This is a genomic window from Acidovorax sp. 106 (assembly GCF_003663825.1).
In the GTDB taxonomy this organism is placed as follows: Bacteria; Pseudomonadota; Gammaproteobacteria; order Burkholderiales; family Burkholderiaceae_C; genus Acidovorax.
This window is the reverse complement of the sequence record NZ_RCCC01000001.1, coordinates 652084-666871: the sequence shown is the minus strand read 5'-3', so window position 1 is coordinate 666871 and position 14788 is coordinate 652084. Positions and strand designations below refer to the sequence as shown.

Sequence of the window (14788 nt, the reverse complement as noted above, 5' to 3'; positions counted from 1 at the left end):
GCTGCGTGGGCTCAGGTGGGGTCGGCAGCCGCTTCTTCGGCCTGCCAGGCGGCAGGCTGGGGTTGCTGCAGCAACAGCGAAATGGCGTCGCGCAGCTGGCCGGTGGACACGGGCTTGTGCAGCAGCAGGGCTGAGGTGGACTGCGCATCGCGCAGGCGCTGGGGAGAGGTGTCGCCCGTCATGATGATGGCGGGCACCATGGCGCCCAGCTGGGAGCGCAGCGCTTGCAGCACTTGCTTGCCCGTTTCCTCATGCCGCAGGCGGAAGTCGGTGATGATCAACTCGGGGGTCATGCGCTCCAGGCTTTGCATGGCATCGGCGCCGGATTCGGCCGTCAGGCATTCGCACCCCCAGCTTTGCAGCAGCGATTGCATGCCCATGCGCACGGCCTCGTCGTCGTCGATGGCCAGCACCTTCAGGCCTGCCAGGCTTTGCGGGTCCAGCACGGGCTGGGCTTCGTCCTCCAGGGCGCCTTGCCAGTTGTCCAGCCAGAGCCGGAAGACCGAGCCCTTGCCCAGGCGCGATCTCACCTCCACGTTGGTGCACATCTCGCGGGCCAGCCGCTGCACGATGGCCAGGCCCAGTCCCAGGCCCTTGCGCCGGTCGCGTTCGGGGTTGCCCAGTTGGTGGAACTCTTTGAAGATGTCCTCCCACTGGTGCTCGGGAATGCCATGGCCCGTGTCCCACACCTCCAGCGCCAGCCGGGCACCGCGCTGGCGGCAGGCAATCAGCACACCGCCCCGGCTGGTGTAGCGCAGGGCGTTGGAGATGAAGTTGTGCATGACCAGATCGACCAGCGAGCGGTCGGCAAAGGCCGCTGCAGAGGTCTCGCGCGTGCGGTAGATGAGGCCCGCAGCATCGGCCTGCACACCGAACTCTTGCTCTAGCGAGGTCAGCAGCGATTGCACCGAGAAAGCCGCAGGGCGCACCTTGACAACCCCGGCCTCCAGGCGCGAATAGTCGAGCAAGGTGGTGAGCATCTCTGCCGCAGCGCCAGAGGCCGCGTGTGCGTGCCCCAGCACGGTTTGCTGATACGCGTTGAGTGGGCTGCGTTGCAGCGTTTCCAGGAACAGCCCCATGGCGTGCAGGGGCTGGCGCAGGTCGTGGCTGGCAGCAGCCAGAAAGCGGGACTTGTCGCGGTCGGCTTGCTCCGCGGCTTCTTGCGCGGCCAATGCGCGGCGCGACTCGGCACGCAACTCGGTCACCAGCCGCTCGTTTTCGAGCTTAAGGACGATGGAGCGCAGCGTAGCCTGCTCGCCGGTGCGTGCGTGCATGGAGGTCAGTGCGTAGTACACGCACACCATCAGCAGGGCAGGCCACATCACCACGCCGCCCGCCATGGCCAGTGCCAGCAGCACCCCGCCAATGGCAAACGTGAGGTAGATGATGTAGCCCCACAGCAGCGGTGCCCCCAGCCCCAGAGCACCCGATGACACCGTGCTGATGATGCCGATGGCGTAGATCACGCTCTCACCACTGCCCCAGTACAGCACCACGTGGGCCAGGCTGCCCCAGCTGATGCCCATGGCGCTCATGCACACCATCAGCCGCCACACGGCGCGCTTGGGGTGGGCAGTGCCCTGGCGGTCAATGCCCAGCAGCACGGCGTACACACAGCTCACCACCAGGATGTGCGAGATCAGCCAGGCCAGCATGGCCTGCGGGTCGGCCACCGGGCGCATCACCCACAGCGTGCCAAAGGCTGTGGCCAGCGAGGCCAGCAAAGTCATCGGGAAGTTGTGGCGTAGCAGCGAGACCTGCTCGCGAAGGATTTCCTCGCGCTCCCACCGTGGCCAAGCCCAGCCCAGGCGGCTCATCAAGTGGGTGGGGGTGTGCAATGCCGATGGCGCTGCGGCAGCCTCGGCTGCTGCGGGCTCTGCATGGTGGGCGTCAGAGGGTGTCATGGCTGGGTGTGGCGACCAGGCCCATGCGCTGCGCTGTGAGCAGCGCCGCACTGCGGCTGTTGACCCCCAGTTGCCCAAAGATGGCTGCCACATGCACCCGCACGGTGTTCTCGCTCAGCCCCAGGTCGCGGGCAATCACCTTGTTGGGCTTGCCCGCGCACAGCAGGGCCAGCACATCCAGCTGCCGCGCCGTGAGGGCCGATGCACCGGCCCCGCGCACAGCGGGTGGGGCTTGGCCGCTGCCTGCCGGAAAGCAGGGCAGCCCTGCCAATGCGCAGGTGATGGCGTCCAGGATGTCTTCGCCGCTGGCCGATTTGGGTAGAAAACCGTCGGCTCCGCGCATGCGGGCCTCGTTCACTGCATCTGGGGCCACGCTGGCAGACACCAGCACGATGCGCGCCTTGGGGCAAGCCTGGCGGATGAGGCGCAGGCCGTCCAGGCCACTCATGCCTGGCAGCTGGATGTCCAGCAGCACCAGGTCTGCATCGGCCAGCTGTAGTGCGCAGGCTTCAGCCACAGAGCCCGCTTCTGCGATGGAGCCTACCGATGGGTGGTCCTGAACGATCAGGCGTAAGCCTGTGCGAAACAGGGTGTGGTCATCAACAAGCAGTAGACGGGCAGACATCCACCAAGTATTGCCCACAAACCACCCGTTTGGACTAGTCCATTTTTGTTAGTCCATTTGTGCGATGGACGCGCTGCAGTCCGTTTTCTAGACTTTCTCCCATGCATTGAACGGTGCCTTGCAGTGCAAATGTCAATGCGTACCGACCTTGCTCAGAACCATCGCATCCATTGCATTCAACATCCACAGAGGGGCTCAAAATGACCGCATTTGCCAACCGTTCTCCTGCCGCGTCTTCCACTGCGCAGCGCGCCGCTGCAGAGCGCCGCTCAGGCGCCGCCGCGTCGCCTGCGGCAGGTGGGGTGGGGGGTAACAGCGTGATCCAGATCCTGCAGGACAACTGCCCTGAGCTGGCGCTGCACGCGGGCATGGTGATCGAGCAGCTGGACGCCCAGGTGGGCACCTGGCAGTTCTCTACCGATGCCGGGCAAACCTGGCGCACGGTGCGCACCGATTTGATCAACCGCGCCGGAAGCCTGGGCTTGGCCCTGGACCGCGACGCCCGCGTGCGGGTACTGCCTTTTGGGGGTAGCCGCGTGGCGAGCGCGCGGGTGGCTTTTCATGCGGTGCGCCGCAGCCATGGGCAGGGCAATGGCAGTTACCGCGCCTATGCCATTGATGACCGTGAGGACGATTCGCGCACCGTGACACTGGTACTGAGCCTGGGGGCAATCAATGGCCAGCCACCCGCCGTGCATGCGCCCCGCCCGCGCAACAAGCGCGCCCTGGTGCAGCGTGCGGCGCAGGCCATGGCCGCGGGTGCCATGGGCAACGCCATGGCCATTGCCTGAGCGGCTTTGCACGGCGTTTTCGTGGCTTTTGAAGGAGGCAAAAAGCGCCTGAAAAAGGCACTTTGAACCCGCGCTGTAACCGAGCGCAAAGGGGTGGAAAACCGTTTGCGGCGACAATGCCGATCCTTTTTGTTTTTTACACCCTGTTTTCGTTCGGTTTGTCCATGTCCAGTATCCAGGTTCGTCCCGCCACGCTTCGCGATGCAAAAGCCATTGCCCAGATCCACACTGTCTCTGCTCAAGAGGCCTACAAAGGACTGGTGCCAGACGAGCAATTGAAATCCATGTCGGTCGAAAAGCGCCAGGCCTACTGGCGCGAGGCCATTGAATATTGCGAGCCACAGGTGCAAGTGGCCGTGGACGGCGAGAAGATCGTCGGCTTCGTCGGTTACGACCGCTCGCGCGATGAAAAATCCCGTCCCACGACCGGTGAAATCTGGGCCATTTACGCCGCCCCTACGCATTGGAACCAAGGCGTGGGCCTGGCCCTGTGGGATGCCGCCCGTGATGGCCTGCAAGAAGAGGGCTGCACCAATGTCACCGCCTGGGTGCCGCTGCGCAATGAGCGCGCGCTGCGCTTTCACGAGATGGCAGGTTTCAAGCGCGAGCTGTCCACGGCCAAAACGGCTGTGATCGGCGGCGTGAAGATCGAAGAAGTGCGCCTGAAGCGCCCTATCAACGGCTGATACCTCCCATGATCGAATGGAGCAGCCAGGGCCAGTCCCACACCGCCCACTGGCGCTCTGAGAGCGGCGCCCCGGCCCCTCGCCGGGTAGTGGCCGCAGACGACACGTTGCCCGCAGACACCGCATACCGCCTCGCCTGCGAAGGCACAGGCCTGCTGTGGACGGGCGATTTTCAAAACGCACGCATGCTGCTGCAGGCGCTGATGCGCCGCACCGACCGCAAGCCCGCCAAGGCTGCAGCCAAAGCCGCCAAAAAAGCGGCCGATGCCACACCGGCCCAGGCGTTTCACCTGCACCGGCAGGCCCAGGCGCAGCGGGCGCGGGTGCTGTCGTCGATATTGATCGTGCTCGAAGGCGATTACGCCATCGGGCTGCGCCGCGCGCCCGATTTGCGCCAGGCGTGCGCCGAGGCCTGGGGCCCTGCCGGCGGCCAGCGCGTGGTGGCATCGCTGCGCGAGCTGCTGGGCCTGGTGGGCGCGCACGAGTGGCGCAAGAAGGGCGTGGAAGTGCCCGCCTTGGGGGCTGCGCCGGGCAATCGCATTCACCCGCACTACGGCGTGTTCTCGCCCGTGCGGGGCGAGTATGTGGATTTGGTGGCGCAAACGCCGCTGCCATCCAAAGCGCTGGCCTTTGATGTGGGTGTTGGCTCTGGCGTGTTGTCTGCCCTGCTGGCACGCCGAGGTGTGCAGCGCGTGGTGGCCACCGACCAGGACCCGCGTGCCATCGCCTGTGCCCGCGAGAACCTGCAACGCTTGGGCGTGGCGGGCCGTGTGGAATTGCTGCAGACCGACCTGTTTCCCGAAGGGCGCGCGCCCTTGGTGGTGTGCAACCCGCCCTGGTTGCCTGCGCGGGCCAGCTCGCCCATCGAGCGTGCGGTGTACGACGAGGGCAGTGGCATGCTGCGCGGGTTTTTGGCAGGCCTGGCTGCACATCTGGAGCCTGGTGGCGAGGGCTGGCTGATCTTGTCGGACCTGGCTGAGCACCTGGAGCTGCGCCCCCGTGCCCAGCTGCTGGAGTGGATCGCGCAGGCAGGGCTGCAGGTGCTGGGCCGCCATGACGTGAAGCCGCACCACGCCAAGGCCACCGATGCCACCGATGCCCTGCACGCTGCGCGGGCTGCCGAGGTGACATCCTTGTGGCGCCTGGGCGCTGCCCAATAAGCAACGCTGCAACCTGGCTGGCCTGGCGTGCCAGGTCTTGAGGCTCCCATACCGTGATGATCGGTGGGGGTTGAGGCTGTGCTCTCAAGCCGGTGTGGCGCTGGCTTCGCGTGGCAGCAACTGGGTCATGCGCTCGCGGATGGTCTGGGCGCGTTCCGCGCCCCCGAGTTGCGCCACTTCTTCCAGCAAGGCTTCGCCCACGTCCAGCATGCTGTCGCGGTCGCGCGCGGCACGCAGGGCGCTGTGAAAATGCTGGGCCATGGCCGGGTCGCGCCGGGCAAACAGCCGCTCGCAAATGTCGAACAGGTACATCCGGGCACCGGCCAGCGAGCGCAGGGCGTCACTGGGCTCGGTGGGTTTGTCGGTAGGTTGGCTCGCCGTTGTGGTCGCCGGTGCTGCCTTGGGGGCGCTGGCAGGGCTTGGCGGGGTGTTGGGGTGGGTTGTGGAGGCTGCTGCGGGCGCGGTGGGCGCCATTGGCGCCAGGTAGCCCTGGTTCAACAGGTGCTCCACGATCTGGGCGCCACCGCCGTTGTACATGGCTTGCAGTTCGGCCTGGGGTTTGCCTTCTGCCAACAGCAGCAGCGAGCGCTCGCGCAGGCTCAGGGTGCGCATGCCGGGTGCCAGTTCTTGTCGGGCTTTGTCGGTTTTGATAAGCAGCATGGCGGGCGTTGGCAAAGGCGGGGGCGCAGGAGGCAGTGGCCGATATTGCAACAGCGGGCCGTGACATGGTGATGACTGAGCGAACACCTGGTGTCATCTGGTGGTGTGCAGGTTTTGCTATATATTTGATAGCTTGCAGCGCTTTATATGATTGCGTTGAAGGCATTTTTTATGTTTGATTTTGCGGGTGCCGCGCGCAAACGCATGGGACTGGGTGAGTTGGCATGACGTTGTTGCTGGCCCCGATGGAGGGGCTTCTGGATTTCGTGTTGCGTGACGTGCTTACCCGGGTGGGGGGTGTGGACCGGTGCGTGTCCGAGTTCATTCGCATCACGGGCACTTTGCTGCCCGACAAAGTGTTTTTGCGCTACGTGCCTGAGCTGTTGCACGGCAGCCGCACCCTGGCGGGTGTGCCGGTGCGCGCTCAGTTGCTGGGCTCAGACCCGGTGTGCATGGCCGAGAACGCCGCGCGGCTGGCGGCCTTGCAGCCGGAAGGCATTGACCTGAACTTTGGGTGCCCGGCCAAAGTGGTCAACCGCCACGGTGGTGGCGCGGCCCTGCTGCAAGAGCCCGAGCGCATTGCAGCCGTGGTGTCGGCTGTGCGCCGCGCCGTGCCAGCGCATTTGCCGGTGTCGGCCAAGATGCGCCTGGGCTTCAACGACACGTCGTTGATGCGCGAGTGCGCGCAGGCCATGCAAGACGGTGGGGCGGTGGAGCTGGTGGTGCACGCCCGCACCAAGTCCGACGGCTACCGCCCGCCCGCGTATTGGGAGCTGATCCCCGAAGTGCGTGCGGCCGTGCGCATCCCGGTGGTGGCCAATGGCGAAATCTGGACCGTGGAGGATGCCCAGCGCTGCCGTGCCGTGTCAGGCTGCGAGGCGCTGATGCTGGGGCGCGGCGCGGTGGCCGACCCTGGGCTGGCTCGCGCCATCCGGGCGGCCGATGCCGGGCATGCGGGCACGGACACGGTGGTGTGGGCCGATCTGCTCCCCCACCTGGCCGCCTTTTGGCAACTGGTGTGCGATGGGCTGGAGCCGCGCCAGCGCGCGGGCCGTCTCAAGCAGTGGCTGAATCTGCTGCGCAGGCGCTTTCCCGAGGCAGAGCAGGCTTTTGAGCATGTGCGCACCCTGACGGACCAGCGCGCCATCACGCTGTGGATTGCGTCCCTGCAGGCGCAGGCGGGCACGCGCTAGTGTCCCGAGGTGGAAGGTCGTTGATGAAATAAAGAGGTCGAAATCGTCGTTAGGCAAGGCGCAAACCACAGCGATAGCCGAAGCTATCGCGAGGATGTGCAACGCAGCATGGCGGCGATTTCGGCGTCTTTATGAGACGAGTCTCCAACTCGGGACACTGGGTTGCGTTAGCCAGGCGGCTACAGCAGATGGTCGGGCGCCAGTGGTCCGATCAGGTGCAGCAGCCAGCGCAGCGGGGCGCTGGCGTCAGGCTCGGTGGTGGCGTCTTGCAGGCTGCTGTGGGCAGGGGCCCGCCATACCAGTTGGCCCTGCGCATCCAGCACCACGTGCCAGGCGGCATCGGTCAGTGCGGCTTCGATCTGGCGCGTGGCCTGGGCGGCCAGGGGTCGGCTTTGGATCAGCAGGGCAATTTCGGTGTTTTGCAGCTGTGAGCGCAGGTCCAGGTTCATCGACCCCACCGCCAGCAGCCGCCCGTCCATCACCAGCAGTTTGGAGTGCAGCATGGACCGTGAGTTGCCCACACCCATAGATCCGGAAGCCCCCCCCGCTGCGCCACTGCTGCCTGTGCCCAGGAACACGCTGCGCAGCCCCGACAGCTCGCTGCGCATTTCATACAGCTGCACGCCTGCTTGCAGTAAGTCAGTCCGGTGCCTTGCGTAACCAGCATGGGCCAGAGGCGCATCGTTAGACGCCAGCGAATTGGTCAGCACCCGCACCCGCACGCCCCGGGCGATAGCGCTGGCAAATGCCTGCTTCATGTCGGCCCCAGGCACGAAGTAGGGCGAGACGATGAGCAGCTCTTGGCTGGCTTGCCCCATGAGCTGGAGCAAGCCGTCCACCACCGTTTCGGCGGGGGGCTCGGGTGGGGTGACCGCGTTGCTTGCGGGGGCTGTGGTCGGAGGGGTGATCGTGCCGATCGACTCCGTCGGCTGAGCGGGTGGTTGCGAAGGAGGGGGGCTCGCCTCTGTCCCGTCAGCGGGGATTTTGGCGGGCTGGTCTACCAGCACGGCGGCGGGGGCCCAGGTCCAACGCATCTGGCGCAGGTCCAGTGGGCGCTGGTTCCAGATGCGTGCACGTTGAGCGCTGGTGGGGCTGGGGCCATCGGCGCTAGTGGGCGGGGTGCTGGGGAGGGCGCTGCCTGCTTCTCCCTCGCGCAGCCTGCGTTGTATATCGGGCGATAGGGGGCCGTTGGGCGGGCTCAGGCGCTCGCGCATCCGCAGCAACTCTGGGCGCGAGATCAGCGACTGCACGGGGTAGGCGCGTGGGTTGTTCCAGTACGCGTCAAAGCTGCGCGACAGGGCCTGCACCACCGGTCCGGTGGCCAACACGTCCAGGTCTACAAAGTTGCCGGATTCGTCGTTGCCAAAGTAGGCGTTGCCCAGGTTGCGCCCCCCCGCAATGCCCATGGCGTTGTCGGCAATGAACAGCTTGTTGTGCATGCGCTGCTGCACGCGAGAAAAGTCGCCCAGCAGGCTGAACACGCGCCCCATCTGGGAGTTGCGGGCGCCCGTCAGTGGGTTGAACATGCGCATTTCGATGTTGGGCACAAACGCCAGCCGCATCACTTGGGCATCGCGCCCGGTGCTGTGAAAGTCGTCCAGCAGCACCCGCACCCTCACGCCCCGCTGGGCCGCAGCCACCACGGCCAGCAGCAGGCGCTCGGTGCTGGCATCCGCGTGGATGGCGTAGTACTGCAAGTCCAGCGTTTGTTGTGCGGCATCCACCAGCGCCAGGCGGCTGCCGTAGGCCGCTTGGGGACCGCTCAGCAGTACAAAGCCGGATGGGTGGCGTGCCTTGTCTGCGCTGCGTTGTGTCTGCGCCCACTGCGCCAAAGGGGTTGGGCTAGGGTCTGCCAGCGCTGTAGAGACAGGGCGGTCCACCTGTTCAGGCAAACCCGTGCAGCCTGTGAGCGCGGCGCCCAGCGCCGCGACAGTCAGTATCCAACCCACCCAAGACCAACCCGCCGGGCCAGGCAATGGCCTGCGGTGCTGGGAGCGAAGGCTTGGCGGGTGAGGGTGGGCGAGGTGCATGCAGGGGTGGGGTGGGTGGCGCAGTGCTGGCTGCGTCCCAATGTATACCCACCCACACGGGGCCTGGGTGTCAGACAACGCGCCTACCCGTGGCAGCGTTGTGCTGGGCCGCTGTGCACGCCAGTGGCTTACCAGCTCACCTCGCGGTCGGGGGTGGCGCTGATCTTGTGGATGGACAGGTCGGCGCCATCAAACTCTTCTTCTTGGCTCAGTCGCAGGCCCACGGTGGCTTTGAGCACGCCGTAGACCACCACACCGCCTATCAACGCCCATGCCACGCCCATCAGCGTGCCAATGAGCTGCCCAGCAAAGCTGATGCCGCCCAGCCCGCCCAGCGCCTTGCTGCCAAAAATGCCCGCAGCCAAACCGCCCCAGGTGCCGCACAGCCCGTGCAGTGGCCAAACGCCCAGCACGTCGTCGATCTTCCATTTGTTCTGTGTGAGGGTGAACATCGCCACAAAAATCGCGCCCGCCACTGCGCCCACCACCAGGGCGCCCAGTGGGTGCATCAGGTCAGACCCTGCGCACACGGCCACCAGGCCCGCCAAAGGGCCGTTGTGTACAAAGCCAGGGTCGTTTTTGCCCATCACCAGGGCTGCGAGTGTGCCGCCCACCATCGCCATCAGCGAGTTCACCGCCACCAGGCCCGAGAGCTTGTCTACCGTCTGTGCACTCATCACATTGAAGCCGAACCAGCCCACGATCAGGATCCAGGCACCCAGGGCCAAGAACGGAATGTTCGATGGCGGGTGGGCCGAGATCGCACCATCCTTGCGGTAGCGGTTGGCCCGCGAGCCCAGCAGCACCACGGCGGGCAAGGCAATCCAGCCGCCCATGGCGTGCACCACCACCGAGCCCGCAAAGTCATGGAACTCCTCCCCCGTCAGGGACTTGATCCAGGCCTGCACGCCAAAGTGCTGGTTCCAGGCGATGCCTTCAAAGAACGGGTACACAAACCCCACGATGACCGCCGTGGCCAGCAGCTGCGGCCAAAAACGTGCTCGCTCTGCAATGCCGCCCGAAATGATGGCCGGGATGGCTGCGGCAAACGTGAGCAGAAAGAAGAACTTCACCAGCCCATAGCCACTTTGCAGCACCAGCGTCTCTGCCCCCACAAAGAAATGTGTGCCGTAGGCGACGCCGTAGCCCACCATGAAGTACACGACGGTGGACACCGAGAAGTCCACCAGAATCTTGACCAGAGCGTTCACCTGGTTCTTTTTGCGCACAGTGCCCAGCTCCAGAAAGGCAAAGCCTGCGTGCATGGCCAGCACCATGATGGCGCCCAGCAAAATGAACAGAGCGTCCGTGCCCTGTTTGAGTGCTTCCATATCGTCCTCTTGCGTTTGATTGGGTTGTTTTGGTGCACATGGGGGTGCCGTGGACCAAATTTGCACCACGATAAAGCAAGAAATGCGCCTGGAATGTGCGCCATGGCAAGGTGTGGGGTGCAATGTGGTGCGCCCCATGGCCCATGGACTACCGCGTTCAGCGCCATGCCGCATGGGGCGTGCGTTGTCGCAAGATCGTGCCGATCAGGTTCTTGCGACGGATGGGCTCAGCCTCAGTCGCCAGTGGGCCCTCTCTTGGATGCCCTTGTCGATGAGGCAGTCTGCCCTACGTTAGGCTGTGAATTGAAGGAAAAATAGCTGCTAGTGCTTATTCAGTAAGCGCTGGCAGCTATTAATTTAATAGTAAATGAATGGCGCGGTTGGCACAGTCGTCACTGCGGGAGTGCCCTTTGCAAGCCCCGGCTAAGGCGGGGCAGGGCTGAGGGATGCCGCGTTGACTCGCCTTGGTGCGCTGGTCCGCGCACTGCCGTCACTGTGCGGCGGCTGGTGCCGCCAGCATGCGCTCCACGTACCGTGCGATCAAATCAATCTCCAGGTTCACGCGCGATCCCGTCTTCAAGCTCCCCAGCGCCGTGTTTTCGACCGTGTGCGGAATCAGGTTGATGCTGGCCTCGCATCCAGCTTCGCTATCGGTGATGCGATTGACCGTCAGACTCACCCCATTGATGGTGATCGAGCCCTTGTAGGCCAGATATTTGCCCAGATCGCGCGGCGCCAAGACCCGCAGCTCCCAGCTCTCGCCCACCTGGGCAAAGTGCGTCACTTGCCCCAGCCCATCGACATGGCCCGACACCAGGTGCCCCCCCAGCCGGTCGTGGGCGCGCAGCGCCTTTTCGAGGTTGATGGGCCCGGGGGTGTCCAGCCCCGTGGTCTTGAGCAGCGATTCGGCCGAGATATCCACGGTGAACTGCAGCGCTTGGGGCTCCAGCGTGGTCACCGTCATGCAGGCGCCGTTCAGGGCAATGCTGTCGCCCAAGCCTACGTCGTCCAGATACCCCTTTGGGGCTTGAATGACCAAGCGTTTGCCGTGGGCTTCTGTGGCACCCAGGGGGGCGACTTCTGCAATGCGGCCTTGGCCGGTGATGATTCCTGTGAACATGGCTGCGGTAGTGGTTGTAATGAGTGTGTGACTGTAGGCGACAAACGGTAAGTCTGGCTGTGCCGAAGGAGCTAGGCCCAGCGCGCCTTGTCTTTAATAATTAGCCCATGGAGAAATCTAACCAAATGTTGCCAGCCCGCTCGCCGTTGCCCACGGCCGAGGCCGGGTTCACCCTGATTGAGTTGATGGTCACTTTGGCTATCGCCGCTGTCCTTGCGATGCTTGCAGCACCTTCCATCCGTGATTTCATTGTGCGCAGTCAGATGACGAACTTGGGGAACGAGTTCAATGCCAGTATTTTGAAGGCCAGAAATGAAGCTGTGAATAGAAATACTTGTGTCACGGTCTGCATGAGCAGCAGCGCTGCCAATGCCTCTCCTGCATGCACCACGTCAGGTGACGATTGGCAAGCCGGCTGGATCGTATTCCTCAACCCTAGTTGCGATACCGGGCTCAATAAGCCCAGCGAAGACATCAATATGCTGCTGGCGCGCCCTGCAGGTGACTCAATCTATTTGTTGCAGACCCAAAACAATCGTAAAAAAATAACCTTTAATTCAAGAGGAGCACCAGGTCTTGGGAGTGCAGGAGAGTTTGATTTGATTTATGAATCAGTCGGAAATGCGATGACAATAAAGTACGGTTTCAATATCTGTCTCGACAGTTTGGGGCGTACGAGAACCATACCGCATGATAAGACATGTTCCAATTATCAATAATTGAAATCTGATGATTTTTTCATTTTATTTACCTAGGCGCGAAGTTGTGGCCGCAAGGCGTGATGTTCGTGGTGTGACATTGGTTGAAATGATGGTAGCCGTTTTGGTGCTGTCTATTGGCTTGCTTGGTATTGCGGGCCTGCAAGCGGCAACATCAAAGTACAAAATAAATACATGGGCTCGATCTTCTTCTTCAGCTCTTCTGTCTGATCTCTCGGAGCGCGTGCGTATTAATCCGGGGGTGGCCGGCACCAGCTTTGCATCCGCTGGTGTAGAGAGTGTCTCCGCCTACGTGCTGAATCAAACTTGGGCCACCCAGCAATCTGATGCGTTGACCATAGCTAAGAATTGTGAAACCACGGCATGCTCAACAACGGAGCGCGCAGCCTTTGATCTACTAACTTGGCGTCAGCTTTTGCGTATCAAAATGCCACAAGGCGCGGCGCATATCGATGGCAATTCTCGCAATGGCTTTCTTGTCACTATGATGTGGTTCGATAAGGAAAATGTTGACAAGGACGGCGTTCTTCAAGCAGCTCCCGTTTGTGCGGGCAATGAATCGGGCATGGCTCAGCAAAGCTGCTGTCCTAATGTTGCTTCTGCGCCTGCTGGTGTTCGTTGTGCTCGATTCTCGTTTGTGCCATGAAAAATACCACTCAAATATCCGTTCGCCAGAAGGGTTTGACCCTGATTGAGTTAATGGTAGCTATGGCCATTAGCTTGATCATCGTGGTTGCTGCTGCGTACGTATACTTGGCTTCTCGAGAGTCTCAGCGCTCTATTGACCGCAACAGCAGCAGCCAGGAAACGGGTGCCTTTGTTCTGCAGATGTTAGGGCGTGAAATCATGAATGCTGGATTTTATCCAGCCACTGTTGCGCCTATTCCGGTTGATCCAACTCAGCAAGGGATGTATGACACTTACCCCCCCTTGCCGTCGAATCCTCGTGTTATTACAGATTGGCAAAATCCGTTGACGGGTTGGCCTCCAACAGCTTTTCGTTCTTCAATTTTTGGCTGTGCTGGGGGCAAGTTTGATGTGGCGACTAGTACGTGCCCTGCGGTGGATGCAACAAAGCCAGATACTATAGTGATTAATGCATTCACGAGTGATACGGCTGCAATGGGTGGAACGACTGGGAGAAGAATGGACTGCACAGGTGCTGATGTTGCTCCGAATGTGGCAGGTGGCGACCCAAGTAACAACGAGCGCAAGAAGAATACAGGAGGAGCACCGCCGACAACGCCACACCCTGGAGTGGATACAGCGATTCCACCTCAGTTGCCGGTATTTGTTTCCAATCGATTTGCACTTAATGATACAACTGTTTCTGTGGAGAATCGGGATATTACGACTCGCAGCTTGGCTTGTAGTGGTAATGGGCGTAGCCCGCATGGTATGGCAGATGCAACCGCTTACGAACCTATTATGCAAGGGGTGGAGGATATGAGGTTCACCTATGGGGTGTACACGGGCGATGCTACCTTGACTCCTGCGCGATTCTATACAGCTTCGGAAGTGAATGGTTTATCGAATGAAGCTATTAATGGTGTCGTTTTGACCCCATGGCAGCGTGTGACGGCAGTGCGAGTGTGCGTACTGACGCGCACATTGGGGGGTAATACACGTATTGCTGACAAATCTGGATCGTCGCGTAGTTATGTGGATTGCAGTGGAACTACTAAGAACCAACCCACTGGTGACACTATCACCCGACATGTAGAGGTTTTTGGTCTGCGAAATGCCTTGAAACAATATTACTAGGATCTAGAGAATGCAATTCGCTTGCAACTCCTCAAGGCGAAATGCCGGAGTTAAACCCATGAAATTGCGTGTGCGCCAAGTTGGGCAGCAAGGCGTCGCCTTGGTGGTGGTTCTGCTTTTTTTGGTCGCAGTGACAGGCATAAGCGTGTGGACTGCACGCCAGTCTATGTTGGCAGAGTCCATGGCCAGAAACCAGATTGATCAGGAGGCGGCGCGCCAAGCTGCTGAGTCAGCTTTGCGTGATGCTGAACGTGATATTGACAACGCTGCCTTTGGTGTGAAGCTTGCGAACGCTTCGTGTGCACGAAATAGCAGCCCTGTTGACGATGAGGGTATCAACATAGCAGAGTTCACGGTTGGGTGTACGCGTGGTCTATGTTTGAAAGATGATGCGACCTACAAAGATGCAAACTGGAGCATGGCTTCTGCCAGTAACACCGGCGTGGCTGAGCCATGGTGGCCTGCTAGCAAAGGAGGGCTTTGGAATGACAATGAAGCTACCAAGCCTGGGCGGGAACCTGTAACGGCCAACAACTGTGATTCCTTCACAGGGGGGGTACCTCTGGGGACATTTACGGGGGTGCCTCCCATACGCGGCGTAGCGAAACAGCCCGAATATTTGGTTGAAGTGTTTCTTCGCAAGCACGTGCGTATGAATATAGATGAGACTCAGGTAACCTCAACGGGTGAAAGTGCTAACCAATGGTCCACTATGTACCGAGTTACAGCCCGTGGTTTTGGATATTCAACTAGAACCCAGGTTGTTCTTCAAACAGTGTTCTTCCCGTGAAGAATGCGAAATGCA

At 61.8% G+C, this 14788-nt stretch carries 14 protein-coding genes; 8 read left to right on the top strand and 6 right to left on the bottom strand.

The window, feature by feature from the left end; translation table 11 throughout:
- Positions 1–11: 11 nt before the first annotated feature.
- The gene (locus C8C98_RS02925) at positions 12–1904 is read right to left on the bottom strand and encodes a hybrid sensor histidine kinase/response regulator (RefSeq protein WP_121453059.1); all 1893 of its coding nucleotides are present in this window, start codon (positions 1902–1904) and stop codon (positions 12–14) included.
- Complete coding sequence (locus C8C98_RS02920) at positions 1891–2529, bottom strand: response regulator transcription factor (RefSeq protein ID WP_121453058.1); 639 nt, start codon at positions 2527–2529, stop codon at positions 1891–1893. The genes C8C98_RS02925 and C8C98_RS02920 overlap by 14 nt, the downstream gene beginning before the upstream one ends.
- 200 nt (positions 2530–2729) lie before the next feature.
- On the opposite strand from C8C98_RS02920, the gene C8C98_RS02915 reads away from it, so the two are divergent.
- From C8C98_RS02915 to C8C98_RS02905, 3 genes are all read left to right on the top strand, one after another.
- The gene (locus tag C8C98_RS02915) at positions 2730–3320 is read left to right on the top strand and encodes a hypothetical protein (RefSeq protein ID WP_121453057.1); all 591 of its coding nucleotides are present in this window, start codon (positions 2730–2732) and stop codon (positions 3318–3320) included.
- A gap of 164 nt (positions 3321–3484) precedes the next feature.
- Entirely contained in the window at positions 3485–4006 is a 522-nt protein-coding gene (locus C8C98_RS02910) for a GNAT family N-acetyltransferase (RefSeq protein WP_099658765.1), read from the top strand.
- Positions 4007–4014: 8 nt separating this feature from the next.
- Positions 4015–5166, top strand: coding sequence for a class I SAM-dependent methyltransferase (locus C8C98_RS02905; protein WP_121453056.1), 1152 nt, complete (start codon positions 4015–4017; stop codon positions 5164–5166).
- An 84-nt stretch (positions 5167–5250) separates the two neighbouring features.
- Here C8C98_RS02905 and C8C98_RS02900 read toward each other — a convergent pair whose 3' ends face one another.
- Complete coding sequence (locus C8C98_RS02900) at positions 5251–5826, bottom strand: hypothetical protein (protein ID WP_121453055.1); 576 nt, start codon at positions 5824–5826, stop codon at positions 5251–5253.
- Between the two features lie 224 nt (positions 5827–6050).
- Between C8C98_RS02900 and C8C98_RS02895 the strand changes: the two genes are divergently transcribed.
- Complete coding sequence (locus tag C8C98_RS02895) at positions 6051–7019, top strand: tRNA-dihydrouridine synthase (protein WP_121453054.1); 969 nt, start codon at positions 6051–6053, stop codon at positions 7017–7019.
- Between the two features lie 179 nt (positions 7020–7198).
- Here the strand turns inward: C8C98_RS02895 and C8C98_RS02890 are convergent, their stop codons facing one another.
- The 3 genes from C8C98_RS02890 to C8C98_RS02880 all read right to left on the bottom strand — a co-directional run bounded on the left by C8C98_RS02890 (position 7199) and on the right by C8C98_RS02880 (position 11500).
- Positions 7199–9049: a phospholipase D family protein gene (locus tag C8C98_RS02890; protein WP_121453053.1), complete on the bottom strand. Its 1851-nt coding sequence runs from the start codon at positions 9047–9049 to the stop codon at positions 7199–7201.
- 128 nt (positions 9050–9177) lie between these two features.
- Positions 9178–10380, bottom strand: a complete 1203-nt coding sequence (locus C8C98_RS02885; RefSeq protein ID WP_121453052.1) for an ammonium transporter — start codon at positions 10378–10380, stop codon at positions 9178–9180.
- 490 nt (positions 10381–10870) lie between these two features.
- On the bottom strand, positions 10871–11500 hold the full coding sequence (locus C8C98_RS02880; RefSeq protein ID WP_121453051.1) for a riboflavin synthase: 630 nt from the start codon (positions 11498–11500) through the stop codon (positions 10871–10873).
- 107 nt (positions 11501–11607) lie between these two features.
- On the opposite strand from C8C98_RS02880, the gene C8C98_RS02875 reads away from it, so the two are divergent.
- From C8C98_RS02875 to C8C98_RS02860, 4 genes are read left to right on the top strand one after another with little or no spacing between them, the layout of a single operon-like run.
- Positions 11608–12219, top strand: coding sequence for a GspH/FimT family pseudopilin (locus tag C8C98_RS02875; RefSeq protein WP_199726537.1), 612 nt, complete (start codon positions 11608–11610; stop codon positions 12217–12219).
- 10 nt (positions 12220–12229) lie between these two features.
- Positions 12230–12865: a type IV pilus modification protein PilV gene (gene pilV, locus C8C98_RS02870; RefSeq protein WP_121453050.1), complete on the top strand. Its 636-nt coding sequence runs from the start codon at positions 12230–12232 to the stop codon at positions 12863–12865.
- Complete coding sequence (locus tag C8C98_RS02865) at positions 12862–13983, top strand: PilW family protein (protein WP_121453049.1); 1122 nt, start codon at positions 12862–12864, stop codon at positions 13981–13983. The genes pilV and C8C98_RS02865 overlap by 4 nt, the downstream gene beginning before the upstream one ends.
- 58 nt (positions 13984–14041) lie before the next feature.
- Positions 14042–14773, top strand: coding sequence for a PilX N-terminal domain-containing pilus assembly protein (locus tag C8C98_RS02860; protein WP_121453048.1), 732 nt, complete (start codon positions 14042–14044; stop codon positions 14771–14773).
- Positions 14774–14788 lie beyond the last annotated feature (15 nt).